17 protein-coding genes are annotated in these 26482 nt (G+C 46.6%); 8 read left to right on the top strand and 9 right to left on the bottom strand.

The genetic code is table 11. The annotated features are described in order from the left end of the window. Positions 1-30: 30 nt before the first annotated feature. Positions 31-1452 carry a hypothetical protein gene (locus tag PV783_RS05685; protein ID WP_420987364.1) on the top strand — a complete coding sequence of 474 codons (1422 nt, stop codon included), beginning with the start codon at positions 31-33 and terminating at the stop codon, positions 1450-1452. A gap of 72 nt (positions 1453-1524) precedes the next feature. Here PV783_RS05685 and PV783_RS05690 read toward each other — a convergent pair whose 3' ends face one another. Continuing rightward, on the bottom strand, positions 1525-1806 hold the full coding sequence (locus PV783_RS05690) for a hypothetical protein (protein ID WP_420987365.1): 282 nt from the start codon (positions 1804-1806) through the stop codon (positions 1525-1527). A gap of 119 nt (positions 1807-1925) precedes the next feature. After that, positions 1926-3986 (bottom strand): M13 family metallopeptidase, encoded by a 2061-nt coding sequence (locus PV783_RS05695; RefSeq protein WP_420987366.1) that lies wholly within the window; start codon positions 3984-3986, stop codon positions 1926-1928. A 158-nt stretch (positions 3987-4144) separates the two neighbouring features. On the opposite strand from PV783_RS05695, the gene PV783_RS05700 reads away from it, so the two are divergent. From PV783_RS05700 to PV783_RS05710, 3 genes are read left to right on the top strand one after another with little or no spacing between them, the layout of a single operon-like run. Then, on the top strand, positions 4145-4651 hold the full coding sequence (locus PV783_RS05700) for a hypothetical protein (protein ID WP_133256111.1): 507 nt from the start codon (positions 4145-4147) through the stop codon (positions 4649-4651). 11 nt (positions 4652-4662) lie between these two features. Next, positions 4663-5094: a group III truncated hemoglobin gene (locus PV783_RS05705; RefSeq protein ID WP_420987367.1), complete on the top strand. Its 432-nt coding sequence runs from the start codon at positions 4663-4665 to the stop codon at positions 5092-5094. Between the two features lie 15 nt (positions 5095-5109). Beyond that, complete coding sequence (locus PV783_RS05710; RefSeq protein WP_079469685.1) at positions 5110-6366, top strand: replication-associated recombination protein A; 1257 nt, start codon at positions 5110-5112, stop codon at positions 6364-6366. A gap of 116 nt (positions 6367-6482) precedes the next feature. Here PV783_RS05710 and pbpC read toward each other — a convergent pair whose 3' ends face one another. After that, positions 6483-8879, bottom strand: a complete 2397-nt coding sequence (pbpC, locus tag PV783_RS05715; RefSeq protein ID WP_420987368.1) for a penicillin-binding protein 1C — start codon at positions 8877-8879, stop codon at positions 6483-6485. 630 nt (positions 8880-9509) lie between these two features. Here pbpC and PV783_RS05720 point away from each other — a divergent pair. From PV783_RS05720 to gap, 3 genes are all read left to right on the top strand, one after another. Further along, a complete protein-coding gene (locus PV783_RS05720) occupies positions 9510-10574 on the top strand; it encodes a PDDEXK nuclease domain-containing protein (RefSeq protein WP_420987369.1) in 1065 nt (354 codons plus the stop codon). Between the two features lie 216 nt (positions 10575-10790). Then, complete coding sequence (locus PV783_RS05725) at positions 10791-11663, top strand: alpha/beta fold hydrolase (RefSeq protein ID WP_420987370.1); 873 nt, start codon at positions 10791-10793, stop codon at positions 11661-11663. A 19-nt stretch (positions 11664-11682) separates the two neighbouring features. Continuing rightward, entirely contained in the window at positions 11683-12693 is a 1011-nt protein-coding gene (gene gap / locus PV783_RS05730) for a type I glyceraldehyde-3-phosphate dehydrogenase (RefSeq protein ID WP_079469682.1), read from the top strand. A gap of 64 nt (positions 12694-12757) precedes the next feature. Here gap and PV783_RS05735 read toward each other — a convergent pair whose 3' ends face one another. Both PV783_RS05735 and PV783_RS05740 read right to left on the bottom strand, forming a co-directional pair. After that, entirely contained in the window at positions 12758-18343 is a 5586-nt protein-coding gene (locus PV783_RS05735; protein ID WP_420987371.1) for an alpha-2-macroglobulin family protein, read from the bottom strand. 119 nt (positions 18344-18462) lie between these two features. Further along, positions 18463-19953: an ATP-binding cassette domain-containing protein gene (locus PV783_RS05740; RefSeq protein WP_420987372.1), complete on the bottom strand. Its 1491-nt coding sequence runs from the start codon at positions 19951-19953 to the stop codon at positions 18463-18465. 76 nt (positions 19954-20029) lie between these two features. On the opposite strand from PV783_RS05740, the gene PV783_RS05745 reads away from it, so the two are divergent. Next, positions 20030-20515 (top strand): GNAT family N-acetyltransferase, encoded by a 486-nt coding sequence (locus PV783_RS05745; RefSeq protein WP_235015915.1) that lies wholly within the window; start codon positions 20030-20032, stop codon positions 20513-20515. Between the two features lie 218 nt (positions 20516-20733). Here PV783_RS05745 and PV783_RS05750 read toward each other — a convergent pair whose 3' ends face one another. The 4 genes from PV783_RS05750 to fabF all read right to left on the bottom strand — a co-directional run bounded on the left by PV783_RS05750 (position 20734) and on the right by fabF (position 26475). Further along, the gene (locus tag PV783_RS05750; protein WP_420987373.1) at positions 20734-21561 is read right to left on the bottom strand and encodes a DUF6048 family protein; all 828 of its coding nucleotides are present in this window, start codon (positions 21559-21561) and stop codon (positions 20734-20736) included. Continuing rightward, positions 21524-22000, bottom strand: a complete 477-nt coding sequence (locus PV783_RS05755; protein WP_079469678.1) for a DUF6452 family protein — start codon at positions 21998-22000, stop codon at positions 21524-21526. Before PV783_RS05755 ends, PV783_RS05750 begins: the two co-directional genes overlap by 38 nt. 24 nt (positions 22001-22024) lie before the next feature. Further along, positions 22025-24904 (bottom strand): excinuclease ABC subunit UvrA, encoded by a 2880-nt coding sequence (uvrA, locus tag PV783_RS05760; RefSeq protein WP_111576954.1) that lies wholly within the window; start codon positions 24902-24904, stop codon positions 22025-22027. 308 nt (positions 24905-25212) lie between these two features. Then, positions 25213-26475 (bottom strand): beta-ketoacyl-ACP synthase II, encoded by a 1263-nt coding sequence (fabF, locus tag PV783_RS05765; protein WP_079469676.1) that lies wholly within the window; start codon positions 26473-26475, stop codon positions 25213-25215. Between the last annotated feature and the right edge of the window lie 7 nt (positions 26476-26482).

The raw sequence follows: 26482 nt of genomic DNA on the forward strand, positions 1-26482 counted from the left end.
AAAATTGCATTTAATTTCAATCCATCTGACATGAAAAAAATTCTGTTTCCTGTAATGTTTTTGGCTGTGATTATATCATCCTGCGGCAAAGACGACGATCCTACAACTCCGCCACCGGCCCAGCCAGTAGACATGACTAAGGCCACTATTGAAAGAACCAGCGATAACAGTGAATTTAAGGAGTCTCCTGAAACACTGCCAAAGCAGATTACTTCCAATACTGTTTTGAAAACAGGTAAAACTTACCTGCTGACTGATTTCACTTTTGTATTGAACGGTGCAACTATCAAAATAGAACCAGGTGTTACCATTAAAGGATCTAAATCTCCGAATAAAGGTGCGCTGATCATTACCAGGAATGGTAAAATTGATGCACAGGGTACTGCTGCTGCTCCGATTGTATTTACATCCAGCCAGGCTACTCCTAACAGTGGCGACTGGGGTGGTATTATCCTGCTGGGTAATGCGCCAAACAATGGTGCAAAAGACGGTATTGCCGGCTTACAGGCCATTGAAGGTGGTGTAAATGAAACTGCTACCGGTTACGGTTTACATGGTGGTACCAAAGCCGATGACAACTCCGGTATTCTGAAATATGTAAGAGTAGAATATCCGGGTATTGCTTTCGCAGTAAATGATGAAATCAACGGTGTTACTTTTGGTAGCGTTGGTTCCGGAACTACTGTTGATTATGTTCAGGTAAGTCACTCCGGTGATGATTCCTTTGAGTGGTTTGGTGGTACTGTAAATTGTAAACACCTGATCGCTTATCGCGGTACTGATGATGATTTTGATACTGATAACGGTTTCTCCGGAAAGATCCAGTTTGGCCTGGTACTGCGTGATGCAGCCGTTGCTGATTTCGGTCCGAGTGGCGCTTCCAATGGTTTTGAATCTGACAACGATGCAGATGGTACTACCAAAACGCCGCAGACTTCTGCTACTTTCAGCAATATAACAGTTGTTGGACCTTACGCTAACGCTGCTCCGGCTGCTACTGCAGCTCCTTACAAAAGAGGTGCGCATATCAGAAGGAACAGTAAAATTTCTATCTTCAACTCTGTATTTGTAGGCTGGCCTGTTGGTTTGTTCCTGGATGGCGCGCTGACAGAAGCAAGTGCTACTTCCAATGCACTGGAGTATAAGAATAACACCATTGCGGGTAGCCCACTGGTGGTAGCTCCTGGTACTGCAACATTTAATTCCCTGAACTGGTTCAGCACTGCAGCATTTGCCAATAAAACACTGGCTGCCGTTGCTGATGTGAAACTGACCAACACAGGTTATACCACTTTTGATCCAACCCCTGCAGCTGGTTCTCCACTGCTGGCTGGTGCGGATTTCACCAGCGCAAAATTAGGTGGTGGTGCATTTACTACCACTACCTATGTAGGTGCAGCAGCAGCAGGTGATACCTGGTTCAAAGGCTGGACTAAATTTGCAGATAAATAGTATTTATTTAAATTTCATAAACTGTAATCTTAGGCCGCCCGGGTTTTTACCCAGGCGGCTATTTTTTATATACTATTTGCCGAGTTTGGCCATATATTTTTCCGGCGCTTTTTCAAATACGCCTTTGCAGGTAGTTGAGCAGAAATGCAGGGTATCTGTTTTATATACAGCCCATTCTTTATAACTGGTATCATAGGGCATTTCGCAAACAGGGTCCGGAAGCTTATTGCCGGCAGCCACCACCGGCGTTTCAGCAGCGGGAGGTGCAGGAGTACCGGCATTTTCAGCGGGGGCCTGCTTTTGTGCGCAGGCAAACAGGAATAAGGCGCTACAGGTAATGAATATGTATTTCATACGTATTTTTTTAACGAAGGTATTGATAAAAAAGAATTACGGATTTGCGGGGAGATGGTGAGCTTGTCACGCTTCTTCCAACAAATCCGTAATGCTATATAATAGTTGCCGGGTAATTATTACCAGATCACTACACGTTCTGCTTCCGGTAATACCATTTTACTTCCGGGAGTGCAGCCCCATGCAGCCTGGAATTCAGCCAGGTGAGGCAGCGGTCCGTTGATACGGAATTTTGCCGGTGAGTGAGGATCTGTCTGGATCTGGTTGCGCAGGGCGGCATCTGTGATGTTGCCATGCCATACCTGTGCCCAGCCCAGGAAGAAACGCTGCTGCCAGGTAAATCCATCGATAGGTTTGGGTTCACCTTTACCTTCAAACGATTTTACCAGTGCGTGATAGGCCAGTGTTAAACCACCCAGGTCGGCTACGTTTTCACCGATGGTTAAGGCGCCGTTGATTTTGAAACCAGGCAGTGCTTCGAGGCCGCTGAAGTAGTCGATATAACGTTTGGTCAGTTTATCGAAGTTCTTACGGTCGGCTTCTGTCCACCAGTTTTTAAGGTTACCGTCTGCATCGAACTGTGAACCCTGGTCGTCGAAGCCGTGGGTAAATTCGTGACCGATAACGGCAATGATACCACCGTAGTTGATGGCGTCGTCTGCATTAGGGTTGTAGAAAGGCGGCTGGAGGATACCTGCAGGGAATACTACTTCGTTGTTTAACGGGTTGTAATATGCGTTTACCGTTTGAGGTGTCATACCCCATTCACTTTTATCTACCGGTTTACCTATTTTATCAACACTCTCTTTGTGTACGTATAAGCTTGCTGCTATTACGTTTTCCACCAGTTTTCCTTTTTCTATGTTGATGGAAGAATAGTCTTTCCATTTGTCGGGGTAACCGATTTTATAGGTAAAGGAAGCGAGTTTTTTGTGTGCCATTTGTTTGGTAGAATCGCCCATCCAGGTGAGTTTATCGATTCTTTCGCCATATACTTTACGCACATTTTCGATCATCTCGGATACTTTCTGTTTGCTGCTTTCCGGGAAATATTTTTTGGCAAACAGTTTACCCAGCGGCATGCCCATTTTTCCGTCGGTAGAACGGATAGCGCGTTCTGCGCGGGTTTTCTGCGATTTTTTACCTGTCATTACCGTACCGTAGAAATGGAAGTTTTCATTATCGAAGGTAGATGGTAAATAACCGGCGAACTGGCCGAGCAGCTGCCATTTGGAATATGTTTTCAGTGTTTCCAGCGGAGTAGCTTTCAGAAGCGCGTTGGCCTTGGTGAGATAGGCTTTGTTCTGGAGTACGAGGGTATCGGTTTTGATATCCTGTTTAGCGGCAAAGTTTTCCCAATCGAAATCAGGCGCCAGTGTTTTCAGTTCTGAGAATGCTGCCCTGTTATAGGTTTTAACGGGATCACGCAGTTCTACATTGCTCAGCTGAATAGCGGCGAGTTTGGTTTCAAAGTCGAGGATTGTTTTTCCCGCGTTGGCTTCAGGGAAACCTGCCAGTTTAAACATTTTATCAACGTGACTAACAAATTCGCTGCGTACATTTTTGGTAGCGGAATCCTGTCTTTCGTAGTAGCTTTTTTCACCGAGGCTCAGGCCATCCTGTCCCTGGTATAGGATATTCATTTTACTGTTTTTGGCATCTGCTTCTGCGCCAAAACCGGTAAAGGTAGATACCCCGATTTTCTGGAGTTCACCGGTTACGCTGGCCCAGTCGGCGAGTGTTTTAACGCCGGCAATCTTATCCAGATAAGGTTGCAGCGGGGTGATGCCGCGTTGTTCGATGGTAGCGGTATCCAGGAACGAAGAGTAGTAGTCGGCGATCTGTTGTTCTTCTGTACCTTTTTTCAGGTCTGTTTTGCTGGTGATTTCAGCAATGATCCCTTTAAGGCGAACTTCCTTATTTTCTTTATCGAGCACGTTAAACGCTCCCCAGCGGCTTTCTGTAGAAGGGATGGGGTTGTTTTTTTTCCAGTTACCATTCACATAATTGTCAAAATCATCACAGGCTTTGTAGGAAGAATCGATATCAGCCAGGTTAAAAGCGGGCACCTTTGTGGTGTCGGCCGTTTCCGCCTGCTGCGAGGAACTGTTTGAATTGCAGGCTGCGAGTGTAACGATGGCAGCCAGCAACGGTAGTTTTACCGCATTGGTTTTGTTCATATTTAAAACAGGTTTAGTATTCTAAGTTATGGAAAACGGGTCAGGTTGCATGAAGGGTTTTTTATGAACGGCAATCCCCGCTGTGATGGCTGTTGTTGATCAAATCCCGGAATCTCTGAATAATTAGGTAGGTTTGTGTTACGTAAATTAACATATAAATGGATTTCAGGTTTAAATTGTACAGGGTTACCACGGCTATAGTATTGATGATATCCGGCATTTTCACGTTCATGCTCTTGTCCAGCGTACTTTTTCTGGGTACGAACTTTGGATCAATTGTATCCCTGCTTTCGATGGGCGCCTGTTTTATCCATAGCGTTTTATCATTATATCTTCAGCGGAGCCTGCTATTGCCGGAAATTCCCCTGAAGGAGAGCACACCGGGAGGCATGAGGTTTATGGGTACGGTAGGACTGATATTTTCTATCCTGCTCATTTTGTCGGGGTTAACCATTTTGCTGGTTACGCCGGAGCAGATGAAAGCGGAGATTGATAATTTACCGGCAGATCAACAGGCAGCGGTTAAGCAAACGCTGGTAGCGCCAATAGGTGTGTTCCTGCTGGTGATGGGCAGTTTGTTTACGTTGAATATTGTACTGTCGTTCCGTTACCTACGCCAGTGGCTGCAGTTGCAGAGCGGCAGGAACGAAGAAAAGGAAGAATAAAAAACGGAGTTATGGAAAAGCGGGAGATAGCCAACAGAAATGATATCATATTACTGGTAGACAGTTTTTATGATAAAGTAAAGACAGATGATCTGATCGGCTTTATTTTTAATGATGTGGCGAAGGTCGACTGGCCACATCACCTGCCCATCATGTATAATTTTTGGGAAGGATTGTTGCTGGACGGTGGCAATTATAAAGGGAATGTGATGGATCCTCATTTTAAGCTGAACAAGCTGATTCCATTGGAGCCTGCCTATTTTGACCGCTGGCTGCAACTGTTTGAGGCCACTGTAGCCGAAAATTTTACGGGAGAGAAAGCCACACTGGCGGTTACCCGCGCCCGGTCCGTAAAGGGGATCATGTCGTTTAAAATGAACCAGGTCAACCGTCCCGATTCAGACAAACAAATTCCGCTCGTTAACCCGGGCAATAAACAATAAACCAATAAGTGTAGTATGCAACCATTAGCGGAGCGGCTAAGACCGGTAACGTTGGATGAACTGGTGGGGCAGGAACATCTTACCGGCAAGGACAGTATTTTAAGAAAAGCGATAGAGCAGGGAATGATCCCTTCCATGATTTTATGGGGTCCTCCCGGTGTTGGAAAAACAACTATTGCCAACATTATTGCACATACATTACAGGTTCCTTTTTACACACTCAGTGCTATATCGGCCGGAGTAAAGGAAGTGAGGGAAGTGATAGAGATGGCAAGGCGGCAGCAACACGCGGTGTTATTCATTGATGAGATCCACCGGTTTAATAAATCACAGCAGGATGCCCTGCTGGGTGCTGTGGAAAAAGGGATCATCACCCTTATCGGCGCCACTACCGAGAATCCATCTTTTGAAGTGAATGCGGCGGTGTTATCCCGCAGCCAGGTGTATGTGCTGAAACCTCTCGGCAACGATCAGCTGATGCAGCTATTGCAACAGGCAATGGAACGGGATGAGTGGCTGCGCAGCAAACATATTGAAATCAAAGAAACCAGTGCGCTGTTTAACATCTCCGGCGGAGATGCCCGTAAATTGCTTAATCTTTTTGAGCTGGTAGTAACCACTTTACGGGAAGATCCGATTGTGATTACAGATAAAAAAGTAATGGACATCGCCCAGCAACGGGTAGCCATATACGATAAAAAAGGAGAGCAGCACTACGACATTATTTCCGCGTTTATTAAGTCCATCCGGGGAAGTGACCCCAATGCGGCATTGTACTATCTCGCCAGGATGATCGACGGTGGAGAAGATGTGAAATTTATTGCCCGCAGATTGGTGATCCTGGCGTCGGAAGACATCGGCAACGCCAATCCCAATGCGCAATTGCTGGCCACCAGCTGTTTCCAGGCCGTAAATCTGATAGGCTTTCCTGAATCGAGGATTATCCTGTCGCAGTGCGTTACCTACCTGGCTGCTTCAGCCAAAAGCAATGCAGCCGTTGCCGCTATCAGCGCAGCGCAGTCGGTGGTAGCTAAAACCGGTGATCTGCCGGTACCTTTGCATATCAGGAACGCCCCTACGAAATTGATGAAGGAAATGGACTATGGCAAAGGATATGCGTATGCACATAGTTATGAAAATAATTTTGTGATACAGGAGTTTCTACCGGACGCTATTAAAGGAACGAAGTTTTATGATCCGGGAAATAACCCGCGTGAAAATGAGCTGAGGAATTACCTGAAGAGTTTGTGGAAGGAGAAATATAATTATTAAGAATAAAAACGGCCGGTTCAACAATTTTGAACCGGCCGTTTAACTATTTATTTGAAATGCAAAACTCTTCTTTGAAATAATAACTACTGCTGGCGGGGATAAGCTGCATTTATCCTTTATTCTCTCTCTTTATCTAAAATTTCAAATGATTGTTCTATCCTCTCGCCGTTTTCATCAACCAGTGTAATAATATGTTTACCGGCTGCCGGGTGTAGTGCCATTTGATGAAACTCAGTGGTAGCGCCTATAAAGTTGTTATCCAGGTGCCAGAATATTTTAGTGGCATTGTTGCGGTGAGTGGCGGTAAAGATCGTTTGCCCGGGCTTTCCGTCGATTTCAACGGGAACGAATATATGTGCGCCTGGTCTTGGATAAATCAGTTCCATAGGTGCTTTATCCTGCCCCAGTGATGCCAGGCAATCCGGCTTGTAGGGTGGCAGCTGCTGATAGTAGTTTTTGCTGCGGTAGTAGTACTCCTGTGAAGGCGGCAATACAAACCACGATTTATGTTGCATGAGCGAGGGGGATTCGCAGGCTTCCGTTACGCGCCACTGGCCGGTTCTGTCGAGGTGTACCAACTGATGGTACGGGCACACACCCGCCCTGATGCCGGCTGCCGGTACATAAATAGAATCCTTTTCATCACATAGTTCGCCGGCGCGGTATCCGCTTTTGCGGCATACTTCAATTTTTTTCAGTTGTTGATAGGGTGTGTTAAACCAGCCGCTGGTATGCAGTAACCGGAATACATCAAACAGGATGGGGGCTGCAGTGGATACGCCTATCAGGCCGGGGCGGCCTTCTCCGTCCGCGTTTCCTACCCATACGCCTACTACATATTGTGGTGTTACGCCAATGGCCCATCCATCGCGGAAGCCGAAGCTGGTGCCTGTTTTCCAGGCGATGCGCTGTGAAGAAGAGAATTGCTGCCACAGCAATTCCTCGCCGGGCCGCATTACTTCAGTCATCGCCTGAAAGGCATACCAGATGGAGCCTGCATCCAGCAGTCCATCTTTACTCAATCCATATTTCGACGGGTGTTGGATATTGAGCCGGTAATTGGGAGGATGAATGTCATCCATATCGTATTTGCCTTTGTACTGATCCATGTGTATCAGTGTGCGGGCCATGCTGGCGTACATGCCGCACATTTCCCAGAGAGTGGTTTCGCCTCCGCCAAGGATTAGTGATAAACCATAATGATCGGCCGGTTTGTTCAGCGTGGTGATTCCCATTTTCTGCAGCAGGGAATGAAACCGTTCGTAGCGGTATTGCTGCAGCATGCGCACAGCCGGGATATTGAGAGATCTGGCCAGCGCACGGGAGGCCGGTACTGCGCCATCGTAACCCAGGTCAAAATTTTGTGGCGAATAGCCGGCTATCTGTGTGGGAATATCAGGAATCAGCGTATTGGGCAATATCAGGCCGTCATTGAGCATGGCAGCATAGAGTATGGGCTTCAATGTACTACCGGGACTTCTTCTCGCCTGTACAATATCTACGTGACTTTCCAGCTCCGGGTCTGAAGGGTGATAAATGTTTCCTACGTAGGCAAGTGTATTACCGGTTTCTACGTCCAGTACCAACACTGCAGCGTTGTTGATGCCGTTGGCCTTATAAGCATTGTGATAACGTTCGGCGATGGCAGTGGCATTATGTTGCAGATCTGCCTGCAGGGTTGTTTTGATGCGGGTAGGTTCGTCTGTTTTTTGTTGCTGATAGTCGCGGCGGAACAAATCCAGGAGGTGTGGCGCTTCCTGCGGCAATGGCAACGGTTGATCCGGCAGGGGTTCCATTTTTGCCAGTTGGCAGGTAATGCTATCGATCGTATGCTGACGGTACAATTTATTCAGCAGCTGATTTCGTTTATTCAGTAACGTTACCCTGTTACGGCCGGGATGTACCAGCGCCGGGCTATTAGGTAATACGGCCAGTGCAGCCATTTCGCCCCACGACAACAAATCTGCTTTGCGGCCATAGTACCGCCAGGCGGCAGCTTCCAGTCCTACTACGTTGCCTCCGAAAGGAGCATTGGCAGCATATAAAGCGATAATCTTCTTTTTAGAGGCTGCAAATTCCAGCCTGGTAGCCAACACCGCCTCCATCATTTTCTGCCAGATATTACGGGGCTGATTGCGCGACAGGCGTATCACCTGCATGGTGAGGGTGCTGCCACCGCTTACTACTTTTCTACCGCGGGCGTTTTGGTTAATGGCCCGGCCTATAGCGATAGGATCTATGCCCCAGTGATAATAAAAACGTTTGTCTTCATAGGCAACGATACACTTTTCAAATTTATCCGGTACATGCGCATTGTACGGAAACCGCCATTGTCCATCCGGTGCGATGCTGGCATTCAGCAGATCACCGTTGCTGTCCTCCAGCACATAGGAAGTGGGGCTGGTAAAGAGTTGTTTGGGTAAACAAAAATAATAGGCAATGAGCACAACAGCTGTGGCAGCGAGCCACCACTTTTTTTTGATGCACCATTGTTTAAGGGTATCGAACTTCATTACTTTTTTTATGCGCGTTCAAAGATAGGTTTAACTTATTGTTTTGAGCTGTTCATACACATATTAATCATGTTGCGATCAATGAATAAAATGAATAAGGATTGTGTATGGTTTGTTTGTTCCTTTGCGTACGTGGATTTTGTTTGCCCTTGTTGTTTTGTTGATTTCCGAGAGATGTTATTCTTCACTTTTCTACCCCCTGGATGAATTTTGTTTTCGTGTGTTCGTTGATTATTGGATGATCAAAGTGATCGATGGTAGTTCTTTGATTTATTGGAGGTTTATTTTTTAAATTATTGATTTTCAGTTAGATGTAATTGTGCCACCACTGATAGCACAATTAGAAAACCAATTGGCAAGAACTTTTCTATAGAAATAATCATAAGTCATTTATTATCAGTGAAATATAATTTCGCCATCACTGATGGCGAAATTATAAAATTAATGTAATGTATCAGCTTGAGTTGTACATATTTATTTGATTATGAATGAGATATAATTTCGCCAACACTGTTGGCGAAATTTAAAGAAATATATAATATGTATTGGCTGATGTAGTTGCTTTTCATTATTTACAAAATGAGAAACTAATTTTTATTTTTTCACAAAACATAACCAAAATTAAATTCTATGACACATCAATTTGCAGAAATTGTAACGCTTATTCAGCGATCCAGAACTAATGCCCAGCGAATGGTGAATGTTGAACTAATCAATCTTTACTGGAATGTTGGAGAGTATATTCATCGCAAAATTCAGAGCAATATTTGGGGAAAAGGAACGATTAAAGAATTGTCTGATTTTATAATCAGACATCATCCCGAATTAAAAGGTTTCAGTGATCGGGGACTCTATAGAATGAAACTGTTTTATGAAACATACATCGCCGATATAGAAGCGTTTTCAGATGACAGAAATTCTGAAGTCATTGGTAGTCAGTTAGATATAATTTCGCCGACAGCGCCGGCGAAATTTAAGAGTATTCGTAATACGTTGTTGGTTAAGATATCTTGGTCGCACCATCTTGTATTATTGGAAAAAGTCAGGAAAAGCGAAGAGAGAGCATTTTATATTCGTCTTTGCATTAACGAGAGTTACTCATTGAAAGAATTAGAGCGACAAGTAAAGAGTAGCCTGTATGAAAGAATACTGTTAGGTAATTATCCCTCTCAGGAAAGGATAACAAATAAGCCACAAAAAACTTCTGTTGGCTTCAAAGACAGCTACGTTTTCGAATTCCTCAACCTCCCCGAACCCCACAATGAAAGCGATTTACAAAAAGCGCTTATCCATAAAATTAAAACCTTTGTCCTCGAACTGGGAAAGGACTTCGTTTTCATGGACCAGGAATTTAAGATCATGGTAGGCGGCGTTAACTTCTACATCGACCTGTTGTTTTATCACCGGGAGTTGCATTGCCTGGTGGCTTTTGAGCTGAAAGCCACGGAGTTTATGCCGGAGTATATTGGCAAACTGAATTTCTATCTCGAAGCGCTGGACCGGAATGTCAGGAAGTCGCACGAGAATCCGAGCGTGGGCATTTTGCTTTGCAAAGAAAAAAATAATGAGATAGTAGAGTTCGCCCTCAGCAGAAACCTTTCTCCTGCTGTTATTGCTGAGTATCAGACGATCCTGCCCGATAAAAAACTGCTGCAGCAGAAACTCCACGAGTTGTTTGAGAATGAGTTAGCCTGATCAATTTAAAGTATGTCCGATCTCATCATCTTCCTGTATATCTTCCCCTCAACATTTTTTTAAAATATATTTTGTACCAATTGGTAAAATATATACCTTTATACCAGCAAATAACTTCTATATGACATATTTCACGTAATAACCGCAAGCAACCACCCACTAAAAGCGATATTTTTTTATCTAATAATGTACTGAATGGTACAAAAATATATTCATATGCAAACACTCACTACCGCCCCCGTTCTTCACAAAACAATTACTGTAAACAACCTCGATATCTTTTACCGCGAAGCCGGCCCGGCAGATGCACCGGTAATATTGCTGCTCCACGGCTTCCCATCTACCTCACACATGTACCGCGATCTGATCCGTGACCTGGCAGACAGGTATCATGTGATTGCCCCGGATTACCCTGGATTCGGTCAAAGCAGCATCCCTTCGCTAACTGCATTCGACTATACATTTGATAACCTGGCGCTGGTAATAGAACAGTTTATCGACAAGCTGGGATTAACAAAATTCAGCTGGTATTTGCAGGACTACGGCGGCCCCGTTGCATTCCGGATCATCAGTAAAAGACCCGAACTGGTAGAAGCGCTGATCATACAAAATGCCAATGTATATAATGAAGGCTTAGGACCCGATGTACAGGAAGTTGGCGCATTACAAAAAGCCGGGGATGAGAAAGCATTACTGGCAGCTATTGTACATAAGCTTAGCCTTGAAAAAATTAAAGAAGAACATCTGCTGGGAGCAGCCAACCCGGAAAGTGTGAGCCCCGACAGTTACGAACTGGCGCATGCCTATATGTCGAGGCCCGGTGTAGAAGCTATACAGGTGGCCCTGTTCCGGAATTATGGTACCAACTTTCCAAAGTACCCGGAATGGCAGCAATACCTGCGTACACACCAACCGCGGCTCCTCGTAGTATGGGGAAAACATGACCGCATCTTTACCTGGCCGGGCGCAGAAGCCTATAAAAGGGATGTACCAAATGCAGAAGTACACCTGTTGGAAGGCAGCCACTTCGCGCTGGAAGAATACCATGAGGAAATAGCTGCCCTGATACACGATTTCTTAAAAAGATAATTACTAAAAAATATTGTTTATGTCGCACACAAAAATCGCCATCAACGGATTTGGAAGAATTGGAAGATTGTTTTTTCGTGAGATGTACCATCAGCCCGGTATTGAAATTGTGGCTATCAATGATTTAACCAGTCCGGCTGTATTAGCGCACCTGTTGAAGTATGATACGGCACAGGGCCGGTTTGATGCAAATGTAACAGCCACCGAAAATGCCATCTCTGTAAATGGAAAAGAAATTAAGGTATACGCCAAAAGAAATCCTGCTGAAATTCCCTGGGCACAACATGCAGTAGATGTAGTACTGGAAAGCACTGGCTTTTTTACAGACAGGAACACCGCAGCTGCCCACCTGGAAGCAGGTGCAGCGAAAGTGGTGATCTCGGCCCCTGCTACAGGTGATCTGAAAACCATCGTGTATAATGTTAATCACAACATCTTAGATGGAACAGAAAGCATTATCAGTTGTGCCTCCTGTACCACCAACTGCCTGGCCCCTATGGCGCAGGTGCTGGAAGATACTTTCGGTATTGTAAATGGCCTCATGACTACCATTCACGCCTATACGAATGATCAGAATATCCAGGATGCGCCCCATGCCAAAGGAGATTTGCGGAGAGCAAGAGCCGCGGCTCAGAGTATTATCCCCACCAGTACAGGAGCTGCAAAGGCAATAGGACTGGTACTTCCCACTTTAAAAGGAAAACTGGATGGTACATCGCAGCGGGTACCTGTAATAGCCGGATCATTAACTGAACTTACGGTGACCCTGCAAAAGAAAGTAACTGCAGATGAAGTGAACGCTGCCATGAAAGCCGCTGCCAACGAAAGTTTCGGATATAATACCGATGAAATAGTGAGCAGCGATATTATAGGCAGCCACTACGGCTCTCTCTTTGATGCGACACAAACAAAAGTATTATCAGCAGGAGATCAGCAGATCGTAAGAGTGGTAAGCTGGTACGATAATGAAATGAGTTATGTATCACAACTGGTACGTACCGTAACATATTTCGCCCGGTTAAAGCAGTAGTTATCTGCTCATAAAAAAAGGCGCTCCGGAATTTCCGGAACGCCTTTTTTTATGTATTATTTTTTTACTTCACTACCTCTACCCACTTGCCTGGTGTGAAAGCGTGTATGGTGTTGTCATACATCGCTTCGCAGGAAGTTGCCGGCAGATAATATCTACCCAGATAGGCGGCGTTCAGCAATACATTATACGTACGTTTTTTACTCTCTTCTATATTGAAATAAGTATATACCCGGTCATCACGTATATCCATATACGTAGATGGGGAAGAATGGAACGCGCTGTCGTTTTCCATCAAGCGGGTATTTATTATTTCCCAGCCTGAAGGGAAAACCTGCGACAAAGCCATTTGTTCATAATAGCCTCTCTTACCCGGATTGGTGACGGTAACAGTGGCCATAAAGTCGCTTCCCTGCCGCAATGTAGCCGGATCCAGGGGTTTACCATCGCGCGTACTGAAGCTTACCTGCATGCCCAATATATCCGGGTTATTGGTGGCTACCGGTTCCTGACCGGCATCCGGTTGTCCCTGGAGAATAAGCCGTACATACAACACGTTTTGCCCGTTATTCTGTATGCTGATATTGCCCGCGCTGCTGTTGAACGTAACAGGTATCTGTGTAACAAAAGATTGCCCGTTTACATTGCCCTTGACGCTGTTGATGGTGTAGGCAAAATTCATCTTACTGCCACCTTTGTTGTTGCCGCAATACTTTGCAACGGCAATCAGCGAGTAAGCGGTTGTTTGTGTGCTATACCACTGGTCATTTTGTGACAGTTGTGCGGCAATCTGTTTCACCAGTTCGTTGGCGCGGTTACGTTGTCCCATGATGGTGAGGGTTTCCAGGATCATGGCCCTGTCGCGCAAATCAGAACCAAAAGTACCACCCAGTTGCGTATACGCTTTAACTTCAGTGGCAAGTCCCTGTACAAGGGAGTTGGCTACCTCCGGCTGACCGGAAAGTTTATAAGCCGCAGCGAGCCTCCATTTAGCAGGAACAGACAGGTACTTGAATTCCTTTAACCGATTCATCGCACCCAGCTCCGGCGATTTGGCCAGTGCCAGCAGGTACAGGCGGTACGACTGTGTAAGATCGCCGCCATAAAAATTAAGGGTACTGGGCGCCCAGGTACCGGCTTTATTGCGCTGGTATTTCTTCCATTGATCCAGTAACCCGGCTGGCAAGGTATAACCCTGCGCCTGCGCCTCTATGAGGAAATGGCCACCATAATTGGTACCCCACTCATCGGAGTTGCCTTCACCCGGCCAGTAGCTGAAACCACCGTCGGAAGTCTGGAAGCTTTTCAGCCTGTTGATACCCGCTTTTACATTGCGGTCTACTTCTGCCCGCTGACTTTCTTTCAGATCCATCAACTGGTTCAGCACCAGCTGCGGGAACACGCCCGAAGTAGTTTGCTCAATACAGCCATGCGGATATTCTATCAGGAACCGCAGGCGTTTGCCCAGGTTGAGAGATGGAATGGTAGACACTTCCAGCACGCCGGAATTGGTGCCTGTCATGCCCACGGGGCTGAAAGCAGATTGCCAGCTCTTATTTCCTTCCAGTGTATTTTCAATAATATTGGTGATCACCGGGTTAGGATTACGAACATTCAGTTCAATGTTTTCTTCTGCTTTTTCTGCACCACTGCTGGCTGTTACTTTTATTTTAGCCACGCCTGTTTGGGGACGTACTTTTACATCAAAATAAACAATTTGTTCTCCGGGTTGTGAGAAGGTCACTGTTTTGGTTTGTTCGCCTACAATTTCCAGCAATGAACTGGCGCTTAAACTAACATTCACATTGCGGATATTGGGTTCCAGGCCAAATACGGTTACCGGCACCTGGATGGTTTCTGACGGACCAAGCACGCGCGGCGCTGTGGTGAGCAACATCAACGGTTTCTTTACTGCTACTGCTTTTTCAGCGAAGCCATAAGCGCCGTCCTGACCGGCTACTACCATCGCTTTCACAGATCCTATGTATGGTGGCAGCTTAAATTTATGTGTTTGTTTTTGCCCTGTTTTCAGGTAGAAGGGACCCATATATTTTACCACGGGCTTAAAGCGATTGGCTTTGGCGCCACCGGCATTTTTATCCAGTCCTTCGTCACCACCTATACTCAGGATGCGATCCATGTCCGCTCCCCAGGCGCCTATCACGTAGTCGAACAAATCCCAGGTTTTTACGCCGAGTGCTTCTCTTGCATAGAATGCATTATGAGGGTCCGGTGTTTTGAAACGGGTAAGATCGAGCAGACCTTCATCTACAATGGCGATGGTGTAAGTCATCGGTTTGCCATTGCCTTCACTCACGGTGATGCTGGCTTCTGTTTCAGGTTTCAGCTTGTCTGCCATCGTGATCACCGGTTTGAGGATGGTGCCGGGGTCTTCAATGGAAATCGGAATGGTACCATACATACGGATCGGCAGATCGTTGAGGGTTTGCGCATGTGGTTGCAGCAAACTAACGTTCACGTATATATTAGGCGTCATATTTTTCTCCGCCTTGAACTTAAAGGTGGTTTGTCCCTGTTTGGTAGTGATCCAGTATGTTTTCAGCACTTTGCTGCCGGATTCAATACTTACCAGCCCGCGACCGCCTTCGCTGCTGGGGATGGTGAGGTTAATGTCATCACCGGTTTTATAGGTTTGTTTATCGGAGGTAAACACCAGCATAGATGCTTCCGCAGGATTATCCTTCTGCATCCTTTCTGCCCATCCGGGCCAGTCGATATACACGGCTTTACCTGCGGTATGGCCGCTTTGCAGGTCTTTCACCCTGATCAGATACCTGCCCCAATCCGGTGAATTTACGCGCAGGTCCCATTTGCCTTTACCATTCTGCAGGGTAACGGTTTCTTTGCTCAACAGCTGGTTATAGCTGTCCTGTGTGAAGTTGGAGTAGTCGTCCTGCTCACCTTCATCCCACCACCATCTCCATTTAATTTTATATAATTCTACCTGTACTTCGCGGCTGCCGGTAGTGAGATTGCCATTGCCATCTACATCCACCAGGTCGATAGAATGCGGCCGGTCTGTGAGCAGCATACCGGTGGTGCGATCGCCTGTGGGGATGCGCAAGCCTGCGTAAGAGGTGAATGGGTTATAAGGCATGGAGAAGTGATCGATACTGAAATCGCCTCCGGGTTCAAATACTTTTACTTCAAAGTTTGCCTTCAGCTGGCCTGGCGCTACCTTGCCCAATTGTATGTCTGCATTCACAGGGGCGCTGCCGCTTTCACTCAGCGGGCCTTCAAAGATGGTTTTATTTTCTGCCTCGAAATGAGTTACCGGATCATCGAAAGAGTAGTCCCCGAATTTGGGGAAGCTGGTGCTTTGCTGTACCAGCGATACATCTACCTTCGCTTTCAGATGCTGTGCGGTGGCGCCAAACAGCCACATGGCCGATAAGTTACCGGTAGCGCTGCCTTTCGACAAGGAAGTGGTACTGCCGAAGTCCATTTTTATTTTGAGGCGGTTAGGCTTCACGGTTTCAATGCGTACATTCTTCTGGAAGGTGGCGCCGCCTACTTTTACTTTTGCCACCCAGTTACCGGTTGGATCATCCGGTGCAGTAGCAGTAGCGAAGCTGTAGAAACCATTTAGTCCTTCGTGCTGATTGATCCGTTTGTATAGTTGTCCTTTTGGATTGTATAGTTCCAGCGAAACAGGGTGATCTGCCGGTAATTTCTCCCCTTTATCTTCCAGAATAAAAGTAAGATAAACGGAATCACCGGGACGCCATACGCCACGCTCGCCATAGAGGAAGCCTTTGATACCGTTTTGTACTTCCTCTCCTTTTACATCAAACCGGCTTAATGGAAGGGAGCTGCCGTCATCGAGTTTAAGATAACCCCGTTCATTTTCTTTTTTGGCGATAAGCAGGTAGGGCTTGCGTTTCAGATCGAACGAAGCGAGTCCTTCCCCGTCACTTTTAGTTTTAAAGATGACCTGGTTTTGATAGTCGAGTAATTCCAGTTCCACTCCTATGAGGGGTTTGGTATCACGTATATCCGTTACCGCTACCAGCATGCTGTTATCGTTTCCTCTTTTGGCGATGAGGCCAATGTTGGAAGAAATGACATTGCGGGATGCCCATTTATCTTTGCTGTAATAGGAATTGGAGCAGGCATCATTCCGGCGGTCCCAGTTATAGCCATATGGATAGTAGCTATCGTACCGTTGCCAGAAGGAATCATCATCATCAATTTTTTCTCCGCCTCCGTAATATTCTTCCTCTCCTTCCTCATCGGAGGAAGCGTTGTCGCCGTCTTTGGTGGTATCTGCGGAGCAGGCGGTCATAGCGTATGATTTCCGGAAACCGATAGTGATGCGGTAAATGGCGCCGGGTTCGGTGCGCAGCATTTTATCGAGGTCCAGGAAGAAGCGGTTTTTCTTATGCAGGTTTACCGATTTATCTCCATCGAGGCGGATGGTTTTCTCTACTACGGGCTTGCCTACACGCCGTAGCTCCTGGCTGCCATCGAGGTCGTTCCGCTGAAGATATTGCGGTACATTATTTTCGTAGATTTTTATAATGGAAACGTCTACGGCGTTGAGGTTCACTGCCTCAAACGGCATCACCAGCTTATTGCTTTCCGGCAGGATCACGCCTTTGCCGGGAATGCTCACGCTGGGTAAAGTATTTTCAAAGTTAACGTTGGCACTGAAAGTTTTGCCTAAGCGTTTATCCGTGATGTTTATAACACCTTCATTTACTATTACGTTGTAGTTTCCTTCCAGTCGCACGGGTGCATATACGCTAACTTCGCTGCCATCAATGGTATAACGCAGGTCGCTTTGACCGCTGATGCCGATAAGCCCTTCCAGTGTCTGGGCCATGCTTACAGGATCAGAAAATTGTACCAGGAGGTGTTGTTCCGGATCAGCGAGGGCTTTTACATTCAGCACTTTAAAGTCGCCGATAGCAGGAACTTCGATGGTGTTTTTTCCGTTGTTGTCCACTTTCAGGGGCGCCCCGTTCCAGCTCAGTTCCATGTTACGGGCAATGTTAGCCCGTGCGATGTTGGCAATCGTAAAGCGGGAGGTACGTTCTGCGGCGTTGTGCTGCCAGGTAATGGGTAAGCCTTTACCGGCATATTGTGCGGTGAGTATTTTTTCAATCGCCTGCGGATCTTCCACATCCGCCGTATAAATGGCGCCTGTGCAGGTCATTCGGTCCAGGGTATTATTGGTACTGGATTTCAGCCCGAAATTTTCTATCGAGAAAGAGGGCTTGATGATCTTGAATTCAAAGTCAAATGATTTGAGTTCCTTGGGCACTTCCAGTATTTTACCAAGTTTAAAGTTGGCTTCATACGTTTTGCCGGGTTGCAGATTTTCATCTGGTCTGAATTCGATGGTGGTGGCATCAATCCAGTAGGACTTTCCTTTGATGGAAGGAGAAAATTCGAATACTTCCTTTTCCAGTGGCTCGTTCTGGGTATGGGTTACATTCGTTTGTGCGGTGAGGTGAACACGGATGGCGCTTTGTTTGGAAATGATACCCGCGGTGTATGCCTCAATGTACCGGGCAAATTCGGGGTTCATTTCTTTTTTCGCCGTGCGGCAACCACTGATAACAAACAGGGCGGCCAGGAATGAAAATAATGCTGCTACAGCGGTAAGCCTTTTTGTTGGGTGCATCAGGAAAGCAGATTAGGTGATTAACTATTAGGTGCGAATGTCGGGAATTTTATTCAAACGGGAAGGGGGAAGACTTAAAGCCTTCCCCCTTTCGTTTGAATGTGATCACATATAATTTGCTATACCATTTCGCCTTTATTGAGCCGGATAAACTTATCTACACAGGAAGGTAGTTCATCTTCATAGTGGGTAACAAAGATGAGTGTTACCGGCATGTGTTCACACAGCTGTTCTATCACCTTTTTGAAATGTAGTTTTTGCTGGGTGTCCAGTCCCTGGCAGGGCTCATCAAAGATCAGCAGGGGCGGATTTTTAACAAGGGCGCGGGCCAGCAGGGTTAGGCGCTGCGCGCTTTCAGGCACCTGTTTGAACGGCGCCTTTTCGTGTTCGGCTATATTCAGAATGTTCATCCAGTCGCGGGCCACCTCTTGTTGTCCGGGAGTAGCCGGCCTGGTGCTGCCAATTACATCCGAGAAACCGGAGCATACCACCTGGAGGCAGTTGTCGCGGGAGGTAAAATACTGGTGCAGTTCCGGCGATACGAAGCCGATTTTTTTCTTGATATCCCAGATACTTTCCCCGCTGCCCCGTTTCCGGTCGAACAGCCAGAGCTTATTGGCATACGCCTGTGGATTATCGCCGTTTACAAGACTCAGCAGGGTAGATTTACCTGCGCCATTGGGTCCCAGTAAAGCCCATTTTTCGTTTGGCTTAACTGTCCAGTTGATGTTATTTAGGATGGTATTTTCGCCGTATTTAATATGGATGTCCTCCATCCGCACAATCGTATCAAATTGTTGTTGCTGGCTGTTTTGCACCAGTGCTGTTATTTTATCAGCCTCCATTTCGGGCAGCGTTGTTGCTGTTGCCGCGGGTAATGGCAGCTGTGTAAATTCGCTGCGTGTATACTTGCCAGTTATACTCCCATTTTCCAGGGTAAGCACATGCGTAATATGTTCGGGAATTTCATGAGAGGTGGTAGCCAGCAATACGGTGGCGCCACCGGCAATGATTTCATTGATCATATTGCTGAAATCCTTCCTGGCCTGTACATCCAGCCCGATGTAAGGATTATCCAGCATGAGCAGTTGCGGCTGTTGGATGAGGGCGCGTGCAATCATTACCCGGCGGGTTTCGCCATTGGATAATTTGATGAGGCGTTTTTCCATCAGCGGGGCAATACGTAGTGGCTGGAGTAATGGCGGTACTTCGGTGAGTTCCAGGTATTCCATTACGGTGGGGGAATTATCAGCATCCATGCTGTTGAAGCGTTGCTGATAATAAAAGTCCGTGGTGGTATTGGAGAGGTTGCGGAAGGTATGGTGATGTCCTACCAGTGCTACCAGGTTGCGGTAATTAAACCATGGATCTGTGATGGTATGTTGCCGGCACCACTCTTCGTAAAAGTGGTAATGGATACTACCATTGATGATATTAAATTTACCAAGAATGGTATTCAGCAGGGCAGTTTTACCGGAACCGCTGGGCCCTGTGATGGCCCATTGTTCTCCTTTGTTGATCTGCCAGGTGAGGGTATTGAATAATGTTTTATCGAGATACCTCACCGTAATATGTTCCAGTGAGAGGAATGGCGTTTGCTGTGCTGTCATAGTTTGAACGATTGGACTCAGTATTCTTCTGTCGGATATAAAATTAACCCGATTATTGAAAGCTTCCAGTAAATTTATGGCAAAGTTTGAGGGTATGATCTGGAATATAAAATCATTTGAAGAATTAACCACTGCAGAACTCTATGCTATCCTGCATTTGCGCAGTGAAGTATTTGTGGTGGAGCAAAATTGCGCTTACCAGGATCTGGACTATTCCGACCAGAAGGGGCTGCATTTAATGGGAACAGATGAAGAAGGCCGGTTGTTGGCGTATACCCGTATTTTCCCGCCGGGAATCAAGTTTAAAGAGGCTTCTATCGGCAGGGTGATTACTTCTCCGCTGGCCCGTGGCAAAGGTGCGGGAAGGGAACTGATGGAGCGTTCTATTGCAGCGCTGCAGGAGCATTATGGTGTGATTCCTATCAGGATCGGGGCCCAGCAATATTTACAGCGGTTTTATACTTCACTTGGGTTTGAGCAAACCAGTGATACTTATATGGAAGATGGAATTCCTCATATTGAGATGCTGAGGCGGAGCGGAGAGATCGCCTTCGGCGATTAAATTGTCTTGGAGCAGGATTACGCTGATTAACCGTGATTCAAATGATTTTTCCACCTTTTGTTTAAAATATTGAGGGGAGATAAAAGCGAATATCCGCTTCTATCTCCCCTTATTCTTTTTATAATCTAAAATCCGCTAAAATAAAATCATAATACTCACGGTTAATCAGCGTAATCCTGCTCCAAGACAATTTAATCGCCGAAGGCGATCCTTCCGCTCTACCGCTTTGGTATTTTTTTCTTTTTCTCTTCTTTATTGGGCGCGTGCTCTTTCACCCGGTAGAAAGGGATAACATATGAAATGGTGTATTGCACGTCGAAAGCAGATCTCTTGGAACCACTGCCAAAACCGGGAATGACCAGCGGCGTCATGTTATCGGTTTTTACGCTGTTAACCAGGATGCGTTCCCGGATGTTCCAGCCCATAAAAAGATTCTTCAGTACTTCTACCTTTAATCCTACCAGCAGCTCTACCCAATGGGCATTTACCGCGGTTTTGGGCACGCTGCCACTGAGGTTATCACCCCAATAGGTGTTTTTGATGGAATAAGTGGGAACGGAATAATTAAAATGAGAGAATCCGTAACGGAAGCCCGCATAGAACATATTCTTTTCGGAAACATATTGTCTTTTCAGAAAATTATAATCAACACCCAGGGTTACAAACATACCGTTCCCTTTGTAGGTGTAATTGGTATCGCTGTAGGGGGTATTGGCATAGCCGCCTTCAAAAGCAACGTAAAGATTACTGTTGATACGGGCATCGGCGACTACTGTTACTTCTTTTCTATAAGGATAATAGATAGCAGAAACGATACGGCTGAGATCCACTCCTATCCGCACTCCGCCCGGAATAAACCAGGAGCTGTCTTTATGCGCCAACACCGCCGCTTTTGCCGTATCGGCAAGTGCTTTATGGGTAGTATCTGCTTTAACAGTTTTGGGCAGCGTATCCGTTTTAACGGCGGCCGGCTTGTTTTGTGCCGTGGCAGCAACGCTGAGCAGGATACTAGTCAAAAAAGAAATACAAAGTAAGATGCGTGTCATTACTGCTAGTTACGGACTTATTATTAATTACAACAGAATCGATGGTATGCATGGTGGTGATGACGGTATCTATGTTAAAATAGGTACCAAAACCACATCCGGGGGAAATAAAATGCTGTTGCCGTGTATACCTGATCTTTAAGGTATCAGGTACAAAGCTGGAATCCACCTTCAGGTAAAAGAGGCTGCTGTCTGCTATCGGCGATAGCTGGAAGAACAGGTCGCCCAGTGCCTGGCTTCTGTAAATGCTATCTCTGCCAAATGCATATGCGGTTACTTTGGGCATCACAGTATCTGATAATCTGTCATTGAGTTTGCGCATAAGATGCGTATGGTAATCATTCCGCAAAGTCTGATCGCATACTTTCGTTTCATTTTCACAGGCGACGATGCCCGCGAAAATGAAACAGGTGAGTAATATCTGGTAGATGCTTTTCATTACTTGTTTACAGTTGGCAAGATATTAAATTCCCAGCTCCTTTTTGAGGAATCTGGCGGTATGACTTTCTTTGCAGGTACTTACCTGTTCGGGAGTGCCAGTACATAAAATGGTACCGCCGCCGCCGCCGCCTTCCGGCCCCAGGTCTACAATGTAGTCAGCCATTTTAATAACGTCCAGGTTATGTTCAATGACCAGTACGGTGTTGCCTCTGTCTACCAGTTTGTACAGCACTTTTAGCAGCAGCTGTATATCCTGGAAATGCAGCCCCGTTGTTGGTTCATCGAGGATATAGATGGTTTTGCCGGTATCTTTCTTGGAAAGTTCGGTGGCCAGTTTTACCCGCTGGGCCTCGCCTCCGGAGAGGGTTACGGCAGATTGTCCGAGGGTAATATATCCCAGTCCAACGTCCTGCAGTGTTTTTATTTTGCGGTAGATCCACGGTACCGGCTGGAAAAATTCCACGGCTTCATCTACCGTCATGTCCAGCACATCGGAAATGGACTTGCCTTTGTAGCGTATTTCCAGCGTTTCGCGGTTATACCGGCGACCGTTACATTTTTCGCAATGCACGTATACATCCGGCAGGAAGTTCATTTCGATCACGCGCATGCCGCCGCCTTCACAAACGTCGCAGCGACCGGTTTTTACATTAAATGAAAAACGGCCGGCATTATATCCCCTGATCTTGGCCTCCGGTACGGAAGCAAAGAGGGTTCTGATGTCGGTGAAAAATCCGCAGTACGTAGCGGGATTGCTGCGTGGGGTGCGGCCTATGGGCGATTGATCAATTTCAATCACTTTATCAATAAACTCCAGTCCCTTGATACTTTTGTAAGGCATGGGAACCATCTTGGAGTCGTACGCATGTTTGGAAAGAATGGGATACAGGGTTTCATTGATCAGGGTAGATTTACCGCTGCCGGAAACGCCGGTAACACAAATGAAAGTGCCGAGGGGCAGTTTCAGGTTTACATTCTTCAGGTTGTTGCCGGAAGCGCCTTTCAGTTCCAGGAAATTACCGTTGCCTTTGCGGCGTTGTTCGGGTATTTCCGGGGAGGTATTGCCATTCAGGTATCCGGCGGTGGGGGTATTGAGTTTAAGGATTTGTTTGGGTGTGCCTTGTGCAATGATCTGGCCGCCATGCACACCTGCGCCGGGGCCGATGTCTACCAGGTGATCGGCGTGGAGCATGATGTCTTTGTCGTGTTCCACTACAATGACGGTATTGCCCATGTCTTTCAGGTTGCGGAGGGCATCTATCAACTGCATGTTATCGCGCTGATGTAAACCAATACTGGGTTCATCCAGGATATAGGTGATGCCCATGAGCTGGGATCCTATCTGCGTGGCGAGGCGGATACGCTGTGATTCGCCACCACTGAGGCTCCGGGTGGGACGGTTCAGGGTGAGGTAGTTTAATCCTACGTTCAGCAGGAACCCAAGTCTTTCGCGGATTTCTTTCAGGATATCCTTGGCGATGGCATTTTGTTTTTTCTCGAGACGGTTTTCAATATTTCCAAACCAGGCCAGGAGCTTATCCAGGTCCATGTTACCGAGTTCGGAGATGTTTTTTTCATCGATCTTGAAAAACAGGCTTTCCTTTTTGAGGCGGGCGCCGTTACACTCAGGGCAGGTGCTCAGTTTCATGAAGCCTTCTGCCCAGCTGCGTACGTGATCGGAGGAGGTGTCGTTGAAATAACGGCGAACCATATTTACTACGCCTTCGTATTCAGTGGCGTATTCGGTGCTGCCGTTGCTTTCTCCAAATTCCAGGTCTACTTCCAGTTTGCCGTTTTCATCACCAAACAACAATACGTTGAGGGCTTTTTGCGGAATGCTGGAAATAGGGGCTGTTAAGGAAAATTTATACTTTTTGGCGAGTTGTTGTACCTGTTTAAAGGTAAAGGTATCACGTGCTTCGCCCAATGGTTTTAATCCGCCGTCGGTGATGGAGATGTTGTAATCAGGGATTACTTCGTCCATATCTATCTGGTAGATGGTGCCAAGACCTTTACAGCGCGGGCAGGCGCCGTAGGGGGAGTTAAAGGAGAAGGTGTTGGGACTGGGCTCTTCGTAGGAAAGGCCGGTTTCCTCGCACATCAGTTGCTTACTGTACTGGCTCACTTTATTGGTGTCGTGGTCCATGATAAACAGCAGTCCTTTTCCCATCGTGAGCGCTTTTTGTACGCTCTGGCTGATCCGGGTGCGGGCATCTTCCTGCACCTGGATACGGTCTATCACAAGTTCGATGTCGTGGATCTTGTAGCGGTCCACCTGCATTCTTTCTTTCAGGTCTTCTATTTCCCCGTCGATCCGCACTTTGAGGTAGCCTTGTTTGCGTACCTGTTCAAACAGTTCCCGGTAGTGGCCTTTTCGTCCGCGTACAAGCGGGGCGAGGATAGCCAGCTTTTTGTTCTTATAATGTTTGAAAAGATGCGCCAGTATTTCCTCTTCTGAGAAGCGGGTCATGGGTTTGTTGGTATTGTAGGAGTAGGCGGTTCCGGCGCGTGCGTAGAGCAGGCGGAGGAAATCGTAGATCTCCGTGATGGTACCAACAGTAGACCGTGGATTTTTATTGGTCGTTTTCTGTTCTATAGAAATAACGGGAGAAAGTCCGGTGATTTTATCCACATCGGGCCTTTCCATATCGCCGATAAACTGGCGGGCATAAGCGGAAAAGCTTTCCATGTAACGGCGTTGTCCTTCTGCATAGATGGTATCAAATGCCAGTGATGATTTACCACTGCCGCTGATGCCGGTGATCACTACCAGTTTATTTTTGGGCAACTGCAGATCCAGGTTTTTCAGGTTATGCTCCCGGGCGCCAAAAATGGCTATTTGTTCATCTGCCGGGGCTTGCGCCACGGAAGTATCGGGTACATTCTCTTTTTTCTTTGCCATAATATTAAACTACTAAGCTACGGCATAATTGCGAATTTTCGGTTTTGTATTGCTAAGAATTTTAGCGAAGTGAGGGAGGATGCGCCTTCGGCGCTGGTAAATTGTCCTGGAGCAGGATTAGACTGATTATTGTGATTGCACTGATTTTATCATAGGGATTGTTAACAGATTCGGGGAGATAGAAGCGAATTTATCCGCTTTTATCTCCCCGAAATATTTATAACAAATAGTGGGAAAATCAGTGCAATCACGATTAATCCCAAAATCCTGCTCCAGGACAATTTACCAGCGCCGAAGGCGCTGCCTGCCTAAGCTTTATATTTCTTGAATATTACAATCGCATTGTGACCACCAAAACCGAAGGTATTGCTCATGGCTACATTTACGGTACGCTGCTGTGCCTTACCGAGAGTGAGGTTCAGGTTGGTAGGGATTCCTTCACCCAATACGGAAGTATTGATGGTGGGAGGAACGATATCTTCCTGTGTAGCTTTGATACAAGCGATGGCTTCAATAGCGCCGGCAGCTCCGAGCAGGTGACCTGTCATGGATTTGGTAGCGCTGATATTGAGTTTTTGCACATGGTCACCAAACGCGGCAACAATGGCTTTTAATTCGCTGAGATCTCCTACTGGAGTGGAAGTGGTGTGTGAGTTGATATAGTCCACATCGGTAGTGGCAATCTCGGCATCTTCCAGGGCCTGTTCCATACCTAAGCGTGCGCCCATACCTTCAGGGTGGGTAGCCGTGAGGTGGTAGGCATCGCAGGTCATGGCGCCGCCAATCATTTCTCCGTAGATGGTTGCACCTCTGGCGATAGCGTGTTCATATTCTTCCAGGATGATAGCGCCTGCGCCTTCACCCATTACAAACCCATCGCGTTCTATATCGAACGGGCGGGAAGCATGTGCTGCATCTTCGTTGCGGGTAGATAATGCTTTGAGGGCATTGAATCCTGCAATACCGGCGCGGGTTACAGGAGCTTCAGAACCACCTGCCACAATTGCGTTGGCTTTACCGAGACGGATGTAGTTGAAAGCATCTACCAGGGCGCTGGTAGAGGAAGCGCATGCAGAAACTGTACAGAAGTTGATACCCATGAAACCATATTTCATGGCTATCTGGCCTGCTGCAATATCACATATCAATTTAGGAATAAAGAAAGGGTTGAATTTAGGGACAAAGTTGGCCTGTGTAAATTCAACGATCTGTTCTTCGAACGTAAGCATCCCGCCGTTGCCGGATGCCCAGATCACACCAATTTTAGTTTTGTCGATGTTGGCACTATCGAGACCGGCATCCTGTACTGCTTCCTGTGCAGCCGCCATAGCGTACTGGGTGAAGCAATCCATTTTACGGGCTTCCTTCTTTTCCATATATTTTTCCACATCAAAACCTTTGACTTCACAGGCGAATTTTGTTTTAAACTCTGTGGTGTCAAATTTAGTGATGGGGCCGGCGCCACTAACGCCTGCCTTCATATTGTTCCAAAAAGTATTTACATCATTCCCGATAGGTGTTAATGCTCCCAAGCCGGTAACCACAACCCTTTTCAGTGTAACAGTACGCATATTTTTT

It is taken from the genome of Chitinophaga sp. CC14 (assembly GCF_048957795.1).
Lineage (GTDB): Bacteria > Bacteroidota > Bacteroidia > Chitinophagales > Chitinophagaceae > Chitinophaga > Chitinophaga ginsengisegetis.

What these genes read in the sequence shown, in the direction of transcription:
- fabF (WP_079469676.1), bottom strand. Translation starts at nt 26,475, where the DNA reads ATGCGTACTGTTACACTGAAAAGGGTTGTGGTTACCGGCTTGGGAGCA.
- uvrA (WP_111576954.1), bottom strand. Translation starts at nt 24,904, where the DNA reads ATGGCAAAGAAAAAAGAGAATGTACCCGATACTTCCGTGGCGCAAGCC.
- PV783_RS05735 (WP_420987371.1), bottom strand. Translation starts at nt 18,343, where the DNA reads ATGCACCCAACAAAAAGGCTTACCGCTGTAGCAGCATTATTTTCATTC.
- PV783_RS05740 (WP_420987372.1), bottom strand. Translation starts at nt 19,953, where the DNA reads ATGACAGCACAGCAAACGCCATTCCTCTCACTGGAACATATTACGGTG.
- PV783_RS05695 (WP_420987366.1), bottom strand. Translation starts at nt 3,986, where the DNA reads ATGAACAAAACCAATGCGGTAAAACTACCGTTGCTGGCTGCCATCGTT.
- gap (WP_079469682.1), top strand. Translation starts at nt 11,683, where the DNA reads ATGTCGCACACAAAAATCGCCATCAACGGATTTGGAAGAATTGGAAGA.
- PV783_RS05700 (WP_133256111.1), top strand. Translation starts at nt 4,145, where the DNA reads ATGGATTTCAGGTTTAAATTGTACAGGGTTACCACGGCTATAGTATTG.
- PV783_RS05725 (WP_420987370.1), top strand. Translation starts at nt 10,791, where the DNA reads ATGCAAACACTCACTACCGCCCCCGTTCTTCACAAAACAATTACTGTA.
- PV783_RS05720 (WP_420987369.1), top strand. Translation starts at nt 9,510, where the DNA reads ATGACACATCAATTTGCAGAAATTGTAACGCTTATTCAGCGATCCAGA.
- PV783_RS05710 (WP_079469685.1), top strand. Translation starts at nt 5,110, where the DNA reads ATGCAACCATTAGCGGAGCGGCTAAGACCGGTAACGTTGGATGAACTG.
- PV783_RS05705 (WP_420987367.1), top strand. Translation starts at nt 4,663, where the DNA reads ATGGAAAAGCGGGAGATAGCCAACAGAAATGATATCATATTACTGGTA.
- PV783_RS05755 (WP_079469678.1), bottom strand. Translation starts at nt 22,000, where the DNA reads ATGAAAAGCATCTACCAGATATTACTCACCTGTTTCATTTTCGCGGGC.
- pbpC (WP_420987368.1), bottom strand. Translation starts at nt 8,879, where the DNA reads ATGAAGTTCGATACCCTTAAACAATGGTGCATCAAAAAAAAGTGGTGG.
- PV783_RS05745 (WP_235015915.1), top strand. Translation starts at nt 20,030, where the DNA reads ATGGCAAAGTTTGAGGGTATGATCTGGAATATAAAATCATTTGAAGAA.
- PV783_RS05685 (WP_420987364.1), top strand. Translation starts at nt 31, where the DNA reads ATGAAAAAAATTCTGTTTCCTGTAATGTTTTTGGCTGTGATTATATCA.
- PV783_RS05750 (WP_420987373.1), bottom strand. Translation starts at nt 21,561, where the DNA reads ATGACACGCATCTTACTTTGTATTTCTTTTTTGACTAGTATCCTGCTC.
- PV783_RS05690 (WP_420987365.1), bottom strand. Translation starts at nt 1,806, where the DNA reads ATGAAATACATATTCATTACCTGTAGCGCCTTATTCCTGTTTGCCTGC.